Source organism: Desulfovibrio sp. (assembly GCF_035644575.1).
In the GTDB taxonomy this organism is placed as follows: Bacteria; Desulfobacterota; Desulfovibrionia; order Desulfovibrionales; family Desulfovibrionaceae; genus Desulfovibrio.
In genome coordinates, this window is sequence record NZ_DASQOG010000085.1 from 1 (window position 1) to 16361 (window position 16361).

Annotated in this window: 14 protein-coding genes and 4 tRNA genes; 9 read left to right on the forward strand and 9 right to left on the reverse strand. The window is 57.5% G+C overall.

Annotated elements, in window-relative coordinates; genetic code table 11:
• Nucleotides 1-781, forward strand: a 781-nt coding sequence (locus VEZ52_RS04560) for a hypothetical protein (protein ID WP_324835733.1), incomplete at its 5' end; no start/stop codon positions are given.
• Nucleotides 782-928: 147 nt separating this feature from the next.
• Here the strand turns inward: VEZ52_RS04560 and VEZ52_RS04565 are convergent.
• The 4 genes from VEZ52_RS04565 to VEZ52_RS04580 all read right to left on the reverse strand — a co-directional run bounded on the left by VEZ52_RS04565 (nucleotide 929) and on the right by VEZ52_RS04580 (nucleotide 5200).
• The gene (locus tag VEZ52_RS04565) at nucleotides 929-1873 is read right to left on the reverse strand and encodes a carbohydrate deacetylase (protein WP_324835734.1); all 945 of its coding nucleotides are present in this window, start codon (nucleotides 1871-1873) and stop codon (nucleotides 929-931) included.
• 3 nt (nucleotides 1874-1876) lie between these two features.
• Entirely contained in the window at nucleotides 1877-2833 is a 957-nt protein-coding gene (locus tag VEZ52_RS04570; RefSeq protein WP_324835735.1) for a glycosyltransferase family 2 protein, read from the reverse strand.
• Between the two features lie 8 nt (nucleotides 2834-2841).
• A complete protein-coding gene (locus VEZ52_RS04575; protein ID WP_324835736.1) occupies nucleotides 2842-4482 on the reverse strand; it encodes a translation initiation factor 2 in 1641 nt (546 codons plus the stop codon).
• 595 nt (nucleotides 4483-5077) lie between these two features.
• Complete coding sequence (locus VEZ52_RS04580) at nucleotides 5078-5200, reverse strand: hypothetical protein (protein WP_324835737.1); 123 nt, start codon at nucleotides 5198-5200, stop codon at nucleotides 5078-5080.
• A 419-nt stretch (nucleotides 5201-5619) separates the two neighbouring features.
• Here VEZ52_RS04580 and VEZ52_RS04585 point away from each other — a divergent pair, with 419 nt between their 5' ends.
• From VEZ52_RS04585 to VEZ52_RS04600, 5 genes are all read left to right on the forward strand, one after another.
• Nucleotides 5620-6552, forward strand: a complete 933-nt coding sequence (locus VEZ52_RS04585; RefSeq protein ID WP_324835738.1) for a LysR family transcriptional regulator — start codon at nucleotides 5620-5622, stop codon at nucleotides 6550-6552.
• A gap of 122 nt (nucleotides 6553-6674) precedes the next feature.
• Nucleotides 6675-8813, forward strand: coding sequence for an FUSC family protein (locus VEZ52_RS04590; RefSeq protein ID WP_324835739.1), 2139 nt, complete (start codon nucleotides 6675-6677; stop codon nucleotides 8811-8813).
• Between the two features lie 7 nt (nucleotides 8814-8820).
• Nucleotides 8821-8997, forward strand: coding sequence for a DUF1656 domain-containing protein (locus VEZ52_RS14595; protein WP_349255760.1), 177 nt, complete (start codon nucleotides 8821-8823; stop codon nucleotides 8995-8997).
• A 31-nt stretch (nucleotides 8998-9028) separates the two neighbouring features.
• A complete protein-coding gene (locus VEZ52_RS04595) occupies nucleotides 9029-9958 on the forward strand; it encodes an efflux RND transporter periplasmic adaptor subunit (RefSeq protein ID WP_324835740.1) in 930 nt (309 codons plus the stop codon).
• 9 nt (nucleotides 9959-9967) lie between these two features.
• Complete coding sequence (locus tag VEZ52_RS04600; RefSeq protein ID WP_324835742.1) at nucleotides 9968-11455, forward strand: efflux transporter outer membrane subunit; 1488 nt, start codon at nucleotides 9968-9970, stop codon at nucleotides 11453-11455.
• Nucleotides 11456-11526: 71 nt separating this feature from the next.
• Here the strand turns inward: VEZ52_RS04600 and VEZ52_RS04605 are convergent.
• From VEZ52_RS04605 to VEZ52_RS04625, 5 genes are all read right to left on the reverse strand, one after another.
• Nucleotides 11527-11601, reverse strand: a tRNA-Gly gene (locus VEZ52_RS04605).
• Between the two features lie 5 nt (nucleotides 11602-11606).
• A tRNA-Gly gene (locus VEZ52_RS04610) sits at nucleotides 11607-11681 on the reverse strand.
• Between the two features lie 36 nt (nucleotides 11682-11717).
• A tRNA-Cys gene (locus VEZ52_RS04615) sits at nucleotides 11718-11791 on the reverse strand.
• 12 nt (nucleotides 11792-11803) lie between these two features.
• A tRNA-Gly gene (locus VEZ52_RS04620) sits at nucleotides 11804-11878 on the reverse strand.
• 247 nt (nucleotides 11879-12125) lie between these two features.
• Nucleotides 12126-13427 (reverse strand): phenylacetate--CoA ligase family protein, encoded by a 1302-nt coding sequence (locus VEZ52_RS04625; RefSeq protein WP_291445419.1) that lies wholly within the window; start codon nucleotides 13425-13427, stop codon nucleotides 12126-12128.
• Nucleotides 13428-13618: 191 nt separating this feature from the next.
• On the opposite strand from VEZ52_RS04625, the gene rsfS reads away from it, so the two are divergent.
• Genes rsfS through VEZ52_RS04640 form a run of 3 tightly spaced genes read left to right on the forward strand, consistent with a single transcriptional unit; the run spans nucleotide 13619 to nucleotide 15820 of the window.
• Nucleotides 13619-14032, forward strand: coding sequence for a ribosome silencing factor (gene rsfS / locus VEZ52_RS04630; protein ID WP_298993614.1), 414 nt, complete (start codon nucleotides 13619-13621; stop codon nucleotides 14030-14032).
• Entirely contained in the window at nucleotides 14029-15585 is a 1557-nt protein-coding gene (gene gpmI / locus VEZ52_RS04635) for a 2,3-bisphosphoglycerate-independent phosphoglycerate mutase (RefSeq protein ID WP_324835743.1), read from the forward strand. The genes rsfS and gpmI overlap by 4 nt, the downstream gene beginning before the upstream one ends.
• Nucleotides 15578-15820, forward strand: coding sequence for a hypothetical protein (locus VEZ52_RS04640; protein ID WP_022659449.1), 243 nt, complete (start codon nucleotides 15578-15580; stop codon nucleotides 15818-15820). Before gpmI ends, VEZ52_RS04640 begins: the two co-directional genes overlap by 8 nt.
• Nucleotides 15821-16361: the final 541 nt, after the last annotated feature.

Below are 16361 nucleotides of genomic sequence, written 5' to 3' on the forward strand. Positions count from 1 at the left end.
AGGCTTCAACGTGCGGCGTTTTTATCAGGAAAGCTGGCAGGGCATACCCTTCACGTCCTTTTCACATATTTCATTCTTTCATCTGGCGGAACCAAAGTTTTATGCGGTTTTTTACGAAGAGCTGTTCCGCCGCTACAAGAACTGGGAAGATTTGCCATCCGTCTGGCGCGAAAACAAACGCACAGACGCAAAGTGGCTTATCGGTCAGTTGCGTGCAAAGCTGGCGCAAGACCCCGCAGGGCGCACGGAACCCGTGCGCGTGCTGTCCATTGGCAGCGGCGTGGGCTATATGGAAAAAATTTTGCTGGAAGAAATGCCGGAGCTTGAACTGCACGTCAACGAACCCAGCACTGTGGGCATGAAGTGGCTGCGGGAATACATTCCCAGCGACCGCATTTATATCGGGCTGCCGCCCATGTGCCTGCCCTCTGATGTGCAGTACGACATGATCTACCTGTCTACTGTTGACTACGGCATTCCTACGCGCGAGTTCCAGCACCTGCTATGGGAACTGCGGGCGCAGCTTGCCCCCGGCGGGGAACTGGTGCTGCTTTCTGCGTCATTGCTGGAAGAAGATTCATTTATCGGCAGTTTTGTGAACGCCATCAAGATCGGCATCCGCGCGGCTCTGCATTATATGGGTATTCGTCGGCAGCAGTTCTGGGGCTGGCGGCGCACACAGGATGAGTACCGCGATCTTTTCAAGGAGGCTGGCTTCACCCGGGTGAAGGACGGCTGGCTTGAAGACGGCTTTGAAACCTACTGGATTCGCGGTCAATAACGCTCATGCAGGCGGGAGCGCCCGCCGCTGAAGAATGTAAACGGCCCAAAGGCACTAGCTTTTGGGCCGTTTGTTGTTTGCCGTGCGGGATTTTGTTGGGTGAAATGCCGGAGCAATCCGGCACCGCCGGGTTTGCTGGCTGGGGCGCTATTGCTGTGTTTCCGCAAAGGTCTGCAAGGATCCGTAGCGCGCCAGTACGGCGTTCAGGCTGCCATCAAGCAGCATGGTCTTTTCTGTCAGGCGCGCGCTGCTTTGATAAAAACTGCTGTGTCGCACACAGGCTTCGCTGGCGTCATGACCGCCGCCGGGGTGACTCATGATTTCAACCAGCGGGGCGCGCTCCTTTTGGCGCTGTATGGCCGCAAGGGAAGCCTCGGCCCGCGCAGCAGTAAGGTTGCCGCCGCTTACAAGCCCGCACAAAAAGCTGTTGTGGGCAATGCCCGCCTGATCCAGCTGGGCAGCAAACCCCTTCGACCAGTGCGCCAGCAGGGTGCGCCGCGCGCATCCCACAAGCAGCTGCGCCAATGGGAGAGGGGGTAGATGAGCGGGTTCCTTGGGCAGGCGCACATAGGCAGGCGGGTGCTCCCGCATGAGGTCGCGCATGATTCCGCGCAGGGCGGGGATTGTATGCACGTGCAGATGCCCGTCCAGGTGTAGTCCTCCCCTTTGCCGCAACGGTGAAAAACCGCTGGCAAAGGCATCTAGCTGCGCTTCAAATTCATTCCGAATGGCTGAAAGCAGGGCTTTTTTGCGGGCGCCTGCGCCCATGGCAAGGCTGCAGAGCATCTGCCCCAGCCCGTATTTGAAGGCGCCCTGTGCATCAACCAGCGGGCGAACTTGCGAGATGGGCGCCGTGCAGCGCCCTTCAAGAATATTGAGGTGCAGGCACACCCGAACATGGGACATGGCGGCCAGTTGTTGCAGACTTTCTGTCGTGTGCGAGCCACCCATAATGACGGAAACGGAGTTGAGCGGCCCATGGGCAAGGCAGGCAAAGATATCCTCGCTGATCTGCCTGGTCAGGCCGCAGTCGTCCGCATGGACGATAAAGCGCATGGATGGCTGTTTTCCGACATCGTTTTGCTGGTGCATGAATCAGACGTCCGTCTTGTTGCCTTCCAGCGTTTCGGCCAAAAGATAGCGGGGCCTGCCCTTAAGCTCGACAAAGGCGTGGTGCAGGTAGGCCGACAAAATGCACAGGCCTGTGAGAATGGCGCTGCCGGTCAGCAGCATCAGCAGAATGACCGTGGTAAATCCCGATTCCGCTTGCCCTGTGGCATAGCTCCAAAGTGCCTCGCAGCCCACAATAAACGAAAAACCATAGAACAGCAGGGTAATAATGCCAATGACCAGCAGGGGCTTGCCGCTGAAAGACGTCATGGAGTCAACGGCCAGGGTAACCCTGCGGGCCATGCTCCACTTGCTTGTGCCGCCGCAACGGGCGCAGGGCCTAAACAGAAGTTCCTTGTGCCGAAATCCCATCCACGACGTCAGCCCCCGGTAAAAGAGCTTGCGTTCGCCAAGATTTTTCCAGGCCTCAACCACCTTGCGGTCAAGTAGCTTGAAGTCGCCCGAGCCTTTAAGGTCATATGAGGTCAGCATCTGAAAAATGCGGTAAAATGAGACGGCGCAGATTCTGCTCAAAAATGATTCTACCTGGCGCTCCTGCTTGCGCACATCAACCACATCTACAGTGCCGGTGCGCCATAAGGCCACCATTTCTGGTATAAGTGCGGCGGGGTGCTGCATGTCGCTGTCCATGGTGATGACGGCATCGCCCCGCGCGGCCTCGAGCCCAGCGGAAAGGGCGGCATCCTTGCCGAAATTTCGGCTCAGGCGCAGGCAGCGCAGGGCGGCATATTGCCCGGTCAGCGTGCGCATTGAGGCCCACGTGTCGTCTGTGGAGCCATCGTCAACCAGCACGATTTCGTAGTCGAGGCCGGTATCTTCCTTCAATCGGGCGAGCACCCCAGTGAGTGAAGCTACAAATTTGTGCAGATGGCCGCCCTCGCAGTACACGGGGGCAACAATCGAGAGAGTGGTGTGGCGCATGCAATGCCTCATTGCGTGACGTGTTCAGCCGCAATGCCGCGTTTGGCGATAAACCAGCGGTCATTGCTCCAGAGAACGGTTCCCTTCTGCTCAATGTTCTGCCGTTCGGACATGGTGCCGCACAAAATCCACTGGGTGCCAGAGGCAAGCCATGCTGCGGTCAATCCCTGTTTATCCCGAATGGAGATCAGGTCAAGCCAGCGGGCAGCCCCTTGCGCGTCCTGGCTGTACAGATAGGAAGATCCGTCTTTAAAAGCGTAGGCCAGGGGCCGATACAGGCGGTAGCGCACGGCCATGGCATCGGGTTCTGCAAAAATCGGAGCATCTTCCGGAATGATCCGCTGCACGGCTTGCAGGGCTTCTGCATAGGCGGCTCCCCGGTTCAGGCGATTCTGTACCCGTGCTGGCTGCGGCAGCTCGAGCACATGCCTGAAAGCGAACCGTACCCCATAGGCCCAGCGGCCTTGATCGAACACGAGAACAACGATAATCGCGCCAAGGGCAACAAGGCCAGCCCATTTTGGGGCGCGTTGCCAAAAGCAGGCAAAGCCGCAAACAATCATGAGCCAACACAAAAAGATAACAAAGCGGATTCCCCGGGGAAGCTCCGCTCCCATGGGCATTCTGCCGAGAGCCTGAGCGATGTGAGTTTCCGCTACCGAAATGAGCAGGGCTATGCACAAGCCCAAAATCAGGGTGGGCACGATGGATGCCATGCGCTTCATGGGTGGTGTGCCATAACGGCGCACAACAAATAACCCGGCAATGCCCCCAAGGATCAAGAAAAAACTGTCGCTTCGGTAATGCAGGTGGCCAATCAGTCTGCGGCAGAGCCCGCCTTCGTCTTCAAGAAAGCGGCGGTCAAAAACCTGCTGGAGAATGGCCAGATCCTGCGGCGAAAATGGCGTGGCGGATTTGATGGAGCTTGTCAGGTAGAGCAGTGTGGGGAGGCACCATGCAACGAGGCTCAACAGAAGCCATGCCCCGTGCCGCAGCAGGCTGTCGCCCTTGGCCCTGTGAAAGAAAAATACAGTAAACAGCATGCAGCTCGCCACCAGCGAACTGATGCTGTGCAGGTACATGCCGCAGCCCGAAACAAAGAGGACAAGAGGGCGTAGCTGGGGTTTGTCGAGGGCCGAGAGTGCCGTTGCCAACAGCAGGGGGAACAGAGCCGCATAATAAACACGCGGCGTTATGTCGCCCGAGCCAAAGCCCCAATATGTCCCAAAGCTGACCCATACGGTCACGCCTGTCAGCAGGGCAAACAGGGCGGCAATCAGCGGCGTGTCAAAAAGACGGCGTCCCAGGTAATAACAGGCAATGTAGTGGAAAAACACGCCCACAGCGCCAGCCCGCAGCATCCCCTGCACAATATCGTCACCGGGTTGAAGAAGGCCCGCCAATGTTGATTCAAGGCTGATGATGGAATTTGCAGTGGTTGGAACTGCCAACAGCGGGTCAAGTGAAAACAGTCCGCGGCGCAGTTCGCCCGCCATATTTTGTACATAGCAGCATAGGTCACTGCTGATTTTAAGCCCGTCGCACGAAAGCAGGCTTACTCCCCACAGTCCAAACAGGGTATAGCCAGCAATGGCAATGATAAAAATCGTATCCCAGAGTGCGTAATTTTTGGAACAGTTAAAGGACATTTTGTTGAACGCCTGGGTGGATTATTTTGTATGCCGTCTGCCTAGTAACAGTAAATTTGTGAGTAGCTTTCATGCCGTGCCGTTACGTATATGCCATGCCTATTCTGCACGTTTTTTATGCGAATGGGGTACATATCGTTGGGTACTGCTATGCATCTGCTTAATTCAGTGAGACAGCGAAGGTAGGCTAGTGTAAAATAACATATTTATCAACCTAATAGAATGTAAGGATTCTGTCTGGGTTGAGATTGAATAGTATGTTTCCTATGTATAATATCGCGTTTTTCATTAAAAGACACGCAGAAAATATGGGCGATTGTGGCTTGGGTCTAGGCCGATTGCGCATGAGGGCGGCAGTCGACGCTGGTTAGTGCGTGCCCAAGTTGCGTGTTTGAATAACGTCAAAATGATTTCGGGTAGTTGTAGGGGGGTGACTCCTAGTGGGTGGGGCGATGCGCATTGTGGGGAATGCCCGGCCTTGAAGCGCCCGGATGCGCATATGTTCTGACTGGCGCAGGCCAAATTAAAAAAGGCCGGGAGTTGTCCCGGCCTTGAATCACAGGTTTATTACAGCGTGCGGTGTCACATGCTGTGCTTAAAAGCGGTCGGCGGCTGCCAGCATGCGACGCCACCAGTTCATCCAACCACCCCAGACAGCACCGAAGATTGAATCCTCTTTGCGGCATCCGACGGTCCCCAGCATAACGGCATATTCCATACTTCGCCTCCTTGGTTCTGGTGGTTGCGAACAAAAAAACTTCGCAGGTAAAAACTAGCACTCTCATAAATGGCTTGCAATAGTTCGGGGGGCTTCGGGGTTCGGAATATTCAGGTTGGAATTTTTTCCTGGTAATACTGCAAGGTATTTTATCTAGTTATGCCGATGGACAGAAATAAAAAAATTATCGTGGCAAGGTGCTGTCGCCCGGAAAATCCCAAAGGCGTCACCACAAGGTGAAATGGCAATCTGTCATTTGTTGCGGCAGCATGCTGCATATCTCTCGCAAGGAATAGCCGAAAGGTGGGGGGGCTAGGAAATTTGATGCATCACCATTTGGAGTGCGCTTGTTTTTTAATGTTCCTCGCATTATTCATGGGTAAATGTAATTGCATTTTAGTTAACGGTTTGGAGATGACATGGCACGTCCGGATCTTAATTTGCTTTTGGCCCTGGATGCGTTGCTGGATGAGGGCAGCGTCATTGGCGCTGCCCGGCGCATGAATTTGAGCCCACCGGCGATGAGCCGCACCTTGAGCCGGATTCGGGACGCACTGGGGGACCCCGTGTTTATTCAGGTGGGCCGAAAGCTTGTGCCGACACCCAAAGCACTTGCACTACGCGAACAGGTGCGCATGGCTGTCGAGCAGGCTGTGCAGGTGTTTTCATCCGATGTGGAGATTGACCTGAAATCGCTGGACAGGCGCTTTAATGTACGCGCCACTGACGAATTTGTGAGCACGCATCTGGGCCGTCTGTTGGGGCTTATGGCAACGGATATGCCCCGCGCCATGTTGCGTTTTTCGCCGGAAGAGGATGACGTGGACGAGGAGGCGCTGCGCAGTGGCCGCATTGACCTGTTCATCAGTGGTTCACGCAAGCTGGGATCGGAGATTTGCGTGCAGTCTCTGTTTACCACCACGTACGTCAGCGTTGCCCGAACAGATCATCCGGTTTTTGACGACGAAATTACCCCCGAGCGCCTTACCCGCTGGGAACATATCAACGTGTCGCGGAGGGGAAAGTCCATCGGACCCATTGACGCGGCGCTGGAAGAACAGGGGTTGCGCCGTCATGTTGCCTTGGTCGTGCCGAACCCGTACACGGCATTGTTCGCGCTACAGGATTCTGACCTGTTGCTGATCTTGCCAAAAAATCTGGCCAGCAGCGCCCTCGCCGCAGGTCTGCGCATCCGCCTGTTTGAGCTGCCCGTTCCATTGGAGACTGTGCTGCTGACGCAGGCCTGGCACCCGCGTCTGGAGAACGATCCTGCGCATCGGTGGCTGCGGCGCACAATCCACGCCCTCTGCAACAGCGATGCTGCGCCGACTGTCAGACAAACAAGGCCGTGAGGAAAGAGCAACCTTCAATACATGCGTTTAACGCAATCATAAAAATGCAATAAATTCACTTTTCGGAATGGTAGGGCGTATCTACAGTGACGCTTATTACGTCATTGCAGAAGGGTTCTATCATGTCTTATGCGAATGTGTCTCCGGCACCTTCAGGCTTCCTTACCTCCCATCTTGCCCTGCTTCGGGGATGGTTTTTCCGCGGGCTGCCGTACCTTGACCTGACCACGCCACGTGCGACCTACGTGATACGTTCGATTCTAGCCGCAGGCATGGCGCTTGTAGTTGCCTACATGCTGGACCTGCGCGCGCCTTATTCAGCGGCATCCAGCGTTCTTCTTGTCATCAACCCGGTGCAGGGCGCAGTGATCGGAAAAGGCGTGTGGCGGATACTCGGCACGCTTGTCGGGATGCTGGCGTCCTTTATTCTGATGAGTTTATTTGGGCAGAGTCCCTGGCTGTTTCTGCTCGGCTTTGGCCTGTGGATGGGCGTGTGCGTGGTGGGAATGACGCTTCTGCGTCATTTTCGGGCGTATGGCGCTACCCTTGCGGGGTATACCGTGGGGATGGCGGCCTATGGAGCCATGGAACATCCGGAACTTACGTTTTCTCAGGTGATGGGGCGCGGGGCTTCCGTGTCGATCGGCGTGGTGTGTCTGGTGTGCGTGTCCGCACTCTTCAGCAATCGCAGCGTGCAAAGCCGTCTGGAGGCACAGCTGCACCGATTGGCAGCGGCCACCGCAGGCATCCTTTCGACGAATCACCAGGCGACTCACACTGGTGAGACACCGGAAATCAGGCCTCTGGATGCGGGCAGGCGCAATCTCATTCTTGAAGCGTATGGCGTGGATGACCTGCTGGCGTTGGGGAAATCCGAATCCCCCGACCTTGCCCAACGTGCCGGCACAGTTCGGCAGACAATGGTCTCCCTGTTTTCCGCATTGGTAGGCGGCATGCCCCCCATGCGGGAGGGCAGCGCCAGCCTGAGCGCCCTGAAAGCGCTCAAGCCTGCCTGGGAGTTGGCATGGCAGCAAGCCAGCCAGGCGCTGGCGCAGGAACAAGGCTCCATCGGGCTGGAGCGTGCTGTTCAGATATTGGCAGATATGCGCGCTCGATTAACAGACACGCTTTCCACTGCATCTCTTGATGAAGCGTCGGAGCATGCCGCACTGATGATCGCTGGAGACCGGCTGCTCGAACAGCTCGATGACTATATTGAAGCCCTTAAGGGCATTGAACGTTTACATGCTCCGCTGCCAACAGCGGCGCAAGTCTCCGTGCCGTTCTACCGGGACAGGATGGCGGCGATGCAGAACGGGCTGCGAGCCATGCTGACGGTGCTGCTGGGCGGCGCTTTCTGGCTAGCGACTGGCTGGACTTACGGAAGCCTGATGCTGGCGGGCTTGGCATCAGGCTGCGCGCTACTGTCCACGGCTCCCAATCCGGCTCTCGGCGCCGTTGAATTTATCAAGGGCACTGTGGCTGCCGTTGTAATGGCATTCCTCTGCACCTTTATCGTGCTTCCCCATGTTGAAGGACTGCCGCTGTTGCTCCTGGTGTTGGGGCTCTTCTGGCTGCCGGGCGTTTACGCAACCTCCATGCCCCGACATGTGGCGGCCGGGGCCACCTATCTCGTGGCTTTCACCACGCTGGCCGCGCCTGACAACCCCATGAACTACGATTTTACGTTATTTCTCAACAGTTCCGTGGCCTGGCTACTGGCAGTATTTTTTACGCTGGTGGGGTTCAAGGTTCTGCTGCCACGCAATCTGTCGCGCGACGCCGAGCGTTTGCACCTTGCTATTCGCGATAATGCGCTTGGCGCCTTCAGAGGAAAACGGACGGATGCGAAAGTCTGGCAATGGAGCCAGCAGCACCGCACGGCTCAACTCGGTGCGCTGCTTAGAGCGCAACCGGAAGTGATGGAGCGAGAGATTGCCAATGCGTTGGACAGTATTCATCTGGGGCGAGAGGTTTTGCGCCTGCGTAACTGGCTGCGCCATGCGCCCAAAGATTCTGAACTGCGCCGCCAGCTTGCAACCGCTTTTCGCTACATGAACCGCCGGGTCGGAGAACCCCAAATGGTGGCTCGGCATGCCCGCCGTGCTGCAAGGTCCTTGTCGCAACTGTCATTTACAGGCCGCACCATCGCAGCCGAAGCGCAACGATTGATGGTCGTTTTGCTTGATATCGCAGCGTTGCTTGAAAACCGAGCAGATTATTTTTCACAACATTCTGGAGGTCGTACCGGTGCTGAGTGAGTTCTCTGTGGCTGGCATCTACCTGCCGCCATTCTTTGTCTATGCGTGCGCCGCGCTGCCAATATATCTGGGGATTCGTTCCCTGCTTACACGCTGCGGCGCGCTGAGGTGGGTCTGGCATCCCGGTTTATTCGGGCTTGCCCTTTCCCTCTGCATAGTTTCGATGCTGATTCTCTTTGTTTAACCGCTTATTCGCAGAAAAGGTGTTGGTTTCCATGTCTAACAGTTTGTTTCCGGCAAAACAGATATTCAAGGCAGGGCTTACAGTGGCTGTCGTCATTTTTGCGTGGGTTCTGGTAAGCGCGCTCTGGCGTGCCTATGTCTTGGCCCCCTGGACACGCGATGGACGCGTCAGCGCGCAGATCGTCCGCATAGCCCCGGAGGTTTCAGGCACGGTACTGGATGTCTCGGTGGCAGATGACCAGTATGTGAAACAGGGGGATGTGCTCTACCGCATAGACCCTGCCCACTTTGCTCTGGCATTGGCACAGGCCGAGGCCCAACTGGCTGCGGCGGATGCATCGCTGCGCCAGAAAATGGAAGACGCCAAGCGGCGTCGTGGCATGGAGAGCATTGTACCCGTTGAAGAAATTCAGCGTGCAAATCAGGCAATGGCCATTGCCCAGGCCGAACTGCGCAGCGCGCAGGTTGCTGTGGACAAGGCAAAACTTGATATGGAGCGGACGGTGCTGCACGCCCCTGCCGATGGATATATAACGCGCCTGCGGTTGAGCAAAGGCGACTATGCGGTGACTGGTCAGCCGAATATAGCGCTGGTAGACGCAAATAGCTTCCGGATCATCGGTTATTTTGAGGAAACCAAACTGCACGGCATTGAGCCCGGCGCTTCTGCGCAGATCCGCCTGATGGGCTTTGATGATGTGATCCTTGGCAGGGTGCTGAGTATCGGGCGCGGAATAGCCGATGCCAACCAGCAGGCTGATGCGCAGGGTTTGCCAAGCGTTGCGCCAAGCTTCAGCTGGGTTCGTCTTGCGCAGCGGATTCCGGTTCGCATCGAGTTTGGGCAGCTCCCGCAAAACCTTGTTTTAGCCGCAGGCATGACAGGCAGTATCGAGGTGAATGCACCGGGAGGCAACAGGCCACCCCAGGGTCGCCTCGCAACGCTGCTGCAACGTTGGCTGTAGGGAGTGCGCATGTACACAGCACGGAATCATGCGCGACCGCGTATTTGCAGCGCATTTCTGATCGCCCCGTTGTTGCTGGGTTTGTCAGGCTGCCTGTCCGTAGGCCCGGACTATACCAAACCCACAGTGAACCTGCCTGCTAACTGGGTTGAGGCCAACAGCGCTTTGCCCGGCAACTCTCAGGATGGGCTGCGCATGTGGTGGCGGTCATTCAACGATCCGCTGCTCGACAGGCTGGTCGATCAGGCTCTGGAGCGGAATCAGGATATTGGTATCGCGCAGGCCCGGTTACGTCAGGCGCGCGCGGAGCGGGTTCAGACCGCGTCAGCCTTTGGACCGACGGTTTCCGGCGGCGGGGCTGGAGAGGCGCGGCGCACCAGCGAGGCCCTCACCGGGCAAGTCGGCGGCGAGTCGCGGACATGGCTTGCTGGCTTTGACGCCAGTTGGGAGCTGGATATCTTTGGTGGAACGCGCAGGGCGGTTGAAGCGGCAGATGCGGGCATTGAAGCGGTTGCCGAAGATCATCGCGCATTGCAGGTGAGTCTGGTTGCGGAACTTGTGTCCAACTACGCGGGCCTTCGTGCAACGCAGCTACGGCTGACTATCGCCCATGACAACATCCGCACGCTGCTTGAGAGTGAGCGACTGGCTGAGCAGGCCCAGCTGAGGGGCATGGGCACCCTGGCCGATGTGATGCAGGCGCGGGCAGAACGTAAAACAGCCGAGGCGCAGCCGCCGTTGATGGAAGCGGATATTGCCCGGTTCAGTCATGCCATCGGCGTGCTGGCTGGCGGTTTTCCCGGTGATTGGCGCACCGCGTTGGCCGAGCCGTCTTCAGCCTTACCTGTGCCCGTTCGCCTGCCGCTTTCATTGCCCTCAGAGGTGATGCGCCAACGCCCTGATATAAGGGCGGATGAACGGCGTCTTGCCGCAGCAACCGCACAGATCGGCGTTGCCGAGGCCGCGCGTTTCCCCAAGTTTACCATCCCGTTAGGCATCAGCAGCACGGTCAGCCTCATCCATGACCTCTTTTCCAGCGCCAGCACCGCGTGGTCGGCAGGGGGGCAGGTCAGCCAGTCCATCTATGATGGCGGGCGGGCACGCGCAGGCGTGAAGGCGGCGCAGGCCAGTGCCGATGCGGCAAGGCTGGTGTATGAGCGGGACGTGAGGCTTGCCCTGCGGGATGTGGAAGATGCCTTGACGGCATTGAACAGTGAACGTTTGCGGCAGGCCTCACTTAAGGAAGCCGTCGCCGACAGCCAGAAAGCCCTGGAACAATCATCCCTGCTCTATGGCAGGGGATTAAGCGCCTATATGCCGGTGCTTGTTGCGCAGCGTACCGTCAATCATGCGCGGGATGCTTTGGCCCTCAGCCAGTGGGAAGAAGTTCGCGGCGTCATTGCCCTGTACAAATCACTGGGGGCAGGGTGGTCAGATGCCCCATCGGGCCAAGAAGCAGATCAAAAGGATGAGTTCAAAAAATCAGCAGCCCGGTAACTGACCAACATCAGGCCAACAAAAAAGCCCTTGCAGCTATAAACTGTAAGGGCTTTATCTGTAAGCTTTTATGGAGCGGGAAACGGGATTTGAACCCGCAACCTTCAGCTTGGGAAGCTGACACTCTACCGTTGAGTTATTCCCGCAAAAGTGGAGCGGGAGACGGGATTTGAACCCGCGACTTCAACCTTGGCAAGGTTGCACTCTACCACTGAGTTACTCCCGCATGGTATGCGAAACGGCGAAGCGTAAAGGATACTGTTGGAGGCGGCATCCAGATTTGAACTGGAGATGGAGGTTTTGCAGACCTCTGCCTTACCACTTGGCTATGCCGCCAGCAAAAAAAAGTGGAGCGGGAGACGGGATTTGAACCCGCGACTTCAACCTTGGCAAGGTTGCACTCTACCACTGAGTTACTCCCGCTCAGCGAGAAAACGTTCTACGCGGACTAGGCTGAGGTGTCAAGCATTGCTGGACTTTTTTTCGCCGCTTTTTTGACAAAATTGTTAATTATCTGAAATAACAGCTAAAATTGTTGAACTATAGTCAGTCCTGTCTGCGGGCCGCCTTTGCTGTCAGGGGCCATCAGCAGTGCCGATGGCCCCCAAGCGTGCCGCACATGCCGTTTTACAGCGCGCATGCAGCCAATATTGCTCGCCTGATCGGCAGCCTAATCCTTGCGGTTGTCCACAATGCGCTTGGCCTTGCCCTCGGAGCGCTCAATGGAGCGGGGTTCCATCAGACGTACCTTGGCGGAAACGCCCAGATATTCCTTGATGGTCTTTTGCAGGCGGCCTTCCAGCATTTGCAGCTTGCGGATCTCGTCGGCAAAGAGGTTTTCGTTCATTTCAACGCGCACTTCAAGGGTGTCGAGGTTGTGCACGCGATCCACAATGATCTGATAGTTGGGGGAAAGCCCCTCGCTTTCCATCAGGATGCCTTCAATCTGCTGCGGGAACACGTTGACGCCGCGGATGATGAGCATGTCGTCGCTGCGGCCCTGGAGGCGCGAAATGCGAACGTGGGTGCGGCCGCAACGGCAGGGGGTGTAGTCAAGGCTGGTGAGGTCGCGCGTGCGGTAGCGCAACATGGGGATGCCTTCCTTGGTCAGCGTGGTCAGCACCAGTTCACCCACTTCGCCGGGGGGGAGCTGGTCGCCCGTAACGGGGTCAATGATTTCGGGCAGGATGTGGTCTTCCCACAAATGCATGCCGCACTTGGCTTCTTCGCATTCCATGGCAACGCCGGGCCCCATGATTTCGGACAGGCCGTAAATGTTCATGGCGCTGATGTCCATTTTGTCTTCAATGTCGCGGCGCATGGCTTCAGACCACGGCTCGGCGCCGAAAACGCCCACGCGTAGGGGAAGATCGCGAAAATTAACGCCCACTTCCATGGACGCTTCCCACAGATGCAGACCGTAGGAAGGCGTGGCGCAGAGCACTGTTGCGCCAAAATCGCGCAGCAAGCCGGCCTGACGCCGGGTTGCGCCGCCAGAAGCGGGCACAACGGTGGCGCCAAGGCGCTCCGCGCCATAGTGCGCGCCCAGCCCGCCGGTAAAGAGGCCGTAACCATAGGCCACGTGCACCACGTCCGACCTTACCACGCCTGCGGCAGCCAGGCTGCGGGCCATCAGTTCCGCCCAGGTCTCAAGGTCGCGCTGTGTGTAGCCTACCACAACAGATTTGCCCGTGGTGCCGCTGGAGGCGTGCAGGCGCACAATGTGATCCTTGGGAACCGCAAAAAGGCCATAGGGATAGTGGTTACGCAGATCCTGCTTTTCCGTAAAAGGCAGCAGTTTAAGATCCGCCAGCGACTTGATGTCGGCAGGGGTGATGCCCGCCTCGTCAAAGCGTTTGCGATAAAAGGGCACGTTGGCGTAGACGCGGTTGCACAAATCACGCAGGCGGCGCAGTTGCAGCGCCTCCATTTCTTCGCGTGGCAGAGTTTCCTGTTTGATGTTGAAAAGCACGGCCCTCTCCTTCTGCGGCTGGCGTTTGGCGGCGCAAAAGCGCGCACGCTGATCCCTGAAAAGCTTCGTTTGGGTATGCCGCAATGCGTTGGCGCGGTCAATACGGATTGGCGCGATTTCGCGCCCGTTTCAGCGCGCTGGCGGCTTGCTGCGCCATTGCTCTTGCCCCGTCTTTACGTTATGTGCTGGGTATGGAAAACAACACTTCTTCTTCACCTGCAGGGGGCACTGCCCCCAAGCGTTATTCGGATGTCCCTCTGGAAGAAAAGCTGGCGGACGTGGTCACGTGGCTTGAAGAGCACAAGGCCGCGCGCGTGGTCAGCATAGATATGGCCGGGCAGGGCGGTTTTGCCGAGGCTCTGGTCATTGCCAGCGCCGGTTCGGTGCGTCACGCCCAGAGCCTCGCCGATGGCGTGGGCGAACTTTGCCGCCAGCGCAATTTTGAATATCTGCGCATGGAAGGCTACACCGCCGGTCAATGGATTCTGGTGGACATGAACGACATTGTCGTCAACGTATTTCTGGAGCCGGTGCGCGAGCTTTACGGTCTTGAAGCCCTGTGGGGCAAGGCCGCATCTCTGGCCGAAGCCCGAAGCGGGGAATAATCATGACGCCCACGCTCTTGCTGATTCTTGATGGCTGGGGGATTGCCGAGCCGGGGCCCGGCAACGCGCCCTATGTGGCGGCAACACCCAATATGGATGCGCTCCTTGCGCGCTGCCCTCATTCCCAGTTGACGGCCTCCGGGCGCGATGTGGGGCTGCCGCGCGGCTACATGGGCAATTCCGAGGTGGGGCATCTGAACATCGGCGCAGGCCGCGTGGTGTATCAGGACATGACCCGCATCGATGTGGCGCTGGAAGACGGCAGCTTTGCCGCCAATCCGGTACTCAACGAGCTGCTTGAATCAATTCGCAAGAGCGGCGGCAAGCTGCATCTGGCGGGGCTGCTTTCTGATGGCGGCGTGCACAGCCACATTCATCATCTTGAAGCCCTGTGCGGCATGGCCCATAAGGCAGGGGTGCCTGTGCGCATCCACTGCCTTATGGACGGGCGCGACCGCGACCCGCACAGCGGCGTGGATTTTATGCGCGCGCTGCAAAAAAGCATTGAAGGGCAACCCAAGACGCGTATCGCCAGCATGGTGGGCCGTTTTTTTGCCATGGATCGCGACAAGCACTGGGAGCGCCTTGCAGAAGCGTGGGAAGTTATCGTTCACGGTACCCCTGCAACAACGCTCACGCCCGTTGCGGCCATTGAAGCCTCTTACGCGGCTGGCGTCACGGACGAATTCATCAAGCCCCTGTGTTTTGCCGAGGGCGATGATGCCGGTATGGCCGATGGCGACGGCCTGTTCCTGTTCAACTTCCGCGCAGACCGCATGCGCCAGTTCACCCAGGCCTTTATTCAGCCGGGGTTTGACGGTTTTGACCGTGGCCGCGTTCCGGCTCTGGCCGGGGTTGCTTCCATGACCGCCTATGAATCAAGCTTCAATATCCCCGTGGCCTTTCCCAAGGAGGCCGTGAGCATGGGGCTTGGCGAAGTGGTTTCCCGGCATGGGCTGAAGCAGCTGCGCTTGGCAGAAACGGAAAAATACGCGCATGTCACCTACTTTTTCAACGGCGGGCTTGAAGAGCCTTTTGCTGGTGAGGATCGCATCCTTGTGCCGTCCCCCCGTGAGGTGAAAACCTACGATCAAAAGCCCTCCATGAGCGCCGTTGAAGTGACGGACAAGTTTGTGGAAGCCTGGAATTCCGGCATGTACGACCTTGTGGTCTGCAATCTCGCCAATGGCGACATGGTGGGGCATACGGGCATTCTTCAGGCTGCGGTCAACGCCTGCGAAGTGGTTGACGCCTGCCTGGGGCGCATGGTCGCCGCTGTGGAGGCCCGCAAGGGCCGCATGATTGTCATTGCCGACCACGGCAACTGCGAAAAAATGCTCACTCCCGAAGGCCAACCTCACACGGCGCACACCACCAATCCCGTTCCCTGTATCCTGCTGGAGCCGGACGGAAAGATGCATGCCCTGGCAGACGGCAGGCTGGCCGATGTGGCCACCACCATTCTTGGTCTTTGGGGAATGCAGCCTTCTGAACTGATGACCGGGCGCAACCTGGCCGCGCCACAAAATGAAGGGGAGGCCAGCCGTGGCTGAGCGCAAGCGACCCGTCCAGCCTGTTGCGCCTGACGGAATGGAAATTCTGTTTTTTTATCAGTGCCCCAACTGCGGCAAGCACGTGCCGCAGGCGAGCCCTACGGAGCCGCGCATGGTGCGTTGCCCTGGCTGCTCCCAGTCCTTCCCCATCATTCCTGTTGACGAGCACAGCCTGCATTATGTGCGCATCATGCTGGCAGAGGGCAAGGCTGCTGCTGATCCTGATTTTTTGTAAGTCGAATTTCAGGCAAGTTCTGATTTTTGGGTGAGCCCATGGCCCGCCCCTGTTCACAAAGCCGCAGCAATGCTGGCAGTGGACAGGGGCGGGCTTTTGTGTGCGAACCGGCCTCCTTTAAAATAAGGAGGACTCTGTCCTGCAAAAAATTTGAACGCGTTCTTGGGGCAAGCCCTCCCAAAGAGTTTTGGCCAAGAATACAGGGGGAATGGCTTCCTGCGTAGCAACGCCCGTGGTTTTAGATCGGCAGGATGAAGGCCTTGGCATTGCCTGCATGTCATTTGAGCGTCATATTCTTGCCATTGTGACAGTCTGGTAAAAATTTTTTGACGAAAACGGTTGCCATCATCCGTGATTCTAGGTATGTTTTCCCAGCCTGTGTTGGAGCAGGCCTGTGTCAACCCTGTGGGAAAAACTAGAGAGGAAGGGATTTATGAAACGCATCTGTACGCTTATCCTGGCCGCCGGCCTGGTGTTCGGCGCGGCCACCGGTGCCAGCGCCATTGATTTCAAGGCCAAGGGCCAGTGGCTCATGGGCTTC

What these genes read in the sequence shown, in the direction of transcription:
- VEZ52_RS04565 (WP_324835734.1), bottom strand. Translation starts at nt 1,873, where the DNA reads ATGCACCAGCAAAACGATGTCGGAAAACAGCCATCCATGCGCTTTATC.
- VEZ52_RS04570 (WP_324835735.1), bottom strand. Translation starts at nt 2,833, where the DNA reads ATGCGCCACACCACTCTCTCGATTGTTGCCCCCGTGTACTGCGAGGGC.
- VEZ52_RS04575 (WP_324835736.1), bottom strand. Translation starts at nt 4,482, where the DNA reads ATGTCCTTTAACTGTTCCAAAAATTACGCACTCTGGGATACGATTTTT.
- VEZ52_RS04580 (WP_324835737.1), bottom strand. Translation starts at nt 5,200, where the DNA reads ATGGAATATGCCGTTATGCTGGGGACCGTCGGATGCCGCAAAGAGGAT.
- VEZ52_RS04585 (WP_324835738.1), top strand. Translation starts at nt 5,620, where the DNA reads ATGGCACGTCCGGATCTTAATTTGCTTTTGGCCCTGGATGCGTTGCTG.
- VEZ52_RS04590 (WP_324835739.1), top strand. Translation starts at nt 6,675, where the DNA reads ATGTCTTATGCGAATGTGTCTCCGGCACCTTCAGGCTTCCTTACCTCC.
- VEZ52_RS04595 (WP_324835740.1), top strand. Translation starts at nt 9,029, where the DNA reads ATGTCTAACAGTTTGTTTCCGGCAAAACAGATATTCAAGGCAGGGCTT.
- VEZ52_RS04600 (WP_324835742.1), top strand. Translation starts at nt 9,968, where the DNA reads ATGTACACAGCACGGAATCATGCGCGACCGCGTATTTGCAGCGCATTT.
- rsfS (WP_298993614.1), top strand. Translation starts at nt 13,619, where the DNA reads ATGGAAAACAACACTTCTTCTTCACCTGCAGGGGGCACTGCCCCCAAG.